Annotated in this window: 1 protein-coding gene; it reads right to left on the bottom strand. The window is 71.3% G+C overall.

The annotated features are described in order from the left end of the window. Nucleotides 1–118 precede the first annotated feature (118 nt). Complete coding sequence (locus FNH09_RS46520; RefSeq protein WP_152895891.1) at nt 119–1,021, bottom strand: tRNA (adenine-N1)-methyltransferase; 903 nt, start codon at nt 1,019–1,021, stop codon at nt 119–121. Nucleotides 1,022–1,100: the final 79 nt, after the last annotated feature.

A 1,100-nucleotide genomic window follows, 5' to 3' on the forward strand; every position in this document is an offset into this window, starting at 1 on the left:
CCGGTGGCGGGTGGGCAACGCAAAGGCGCCGTGGTCGAGTTCCGGGGTGTGGTGCGGGAACTCGGCCACGGCGCGTTGTCGTTGGTGTCGGCCGGAGGAACGCTTTCGGGATCCCGGCCTAGCGGCCGGCGCCTCCGTCGGCGTTGGGGCCGGCGTAGTCCTCGCCGTAGGCGCCCTTGGCGGGGCGGCGGCGGCGCATGGGCGGCTCGACGCCGTCGGCGAGGCGGCGGGCGGTGAGCAGGAAGCCGGTGTGCCCGATCATCCGGTGGTCCGGGCGGACGGCGAGGCCCTCGATGTGCCAGTTGCGGATCATCGTCTCCCAGGCGGTCGGCTCGTTGAAGCAGCCGATCTCGCGGATGGACTCGACGGTCCGGGCGAGCTGGGTGGTGGTGGCGACGTAGCAGCACAGGATGCCGCCGGGGACGAGGGCCTTGGAGACGGCCTCGAGGCATTCCCAGGGGGCGAGCATGTCGAGGATGACGCGGTCGACGTCGGTGTCGCTCAGGTTGTCCTGGAGGTCGCCGACGGTGAGCTGCCAGGCGGGGTGGGGTCCGCCGAAGTAGCGCTCGACGTTCTGCCGGGCGATGTCGGCGAAGTCCTCGCGGCGCTCGTAGGAGTGCAGCATGCCCTGGTCGCCGATGGCGCGCAGCAGGAAGCTGCTGAGCGAGCCGGAGCCGACGCCCGCTTCCACGACGCGTGCGCCGGAGAAGATGTCGGCGAAGGCGAGGATCTGCCCCGCGTCCTTGGGGTAGACCACGGCGGCGCCGCGGGGCATGGACAGGACGTAGTCGGGGAGCAGGGGGCGCAGCGCGAGGTAGGCGACGTTACCGGTGGTGCGGACAACGCTGCCCTCGGGTGAGCCGATCAGTTCGTCGTGCGGGAAGGAACCCTTGTGGGTGTGGAAGTTCTTCCCGGCTTCGAGCGTGAACGTGTAGTGGCGGCCCTTGGGGTCGGTCAGCTGAACCTGGTCCCCGACCTTGAAGGGCCCGCGCCTGCGGGCGGCACCGGTCGGTTCGGACATGTGACCAGCCTACCGGTCCCTGGAGGGGCCGCCGACCATGCGGGCGGTGCGACAGGGGGCTGTGGGGCGGGTCTCAGCT

Origin of the sequence: Streptomyces adustus (assembly GCF_009377175.1) — a bacterium.
Lineage (GTDB): Bacteria > Actinomycetota > Actinomycetes > Streptomycetales > Streptomycetaceae > Streptomyces > Streptomyces adustus.

Coding starts and splice junctions, on each gene's coding strand:
- FNH09_RS46520 (WP_152895891.1), bottom strand. CDS start 1,021: ATGTCCGAACCGACCGGTGCCGCCCGCAGGCGCGGGCCCTTCAAGGTC.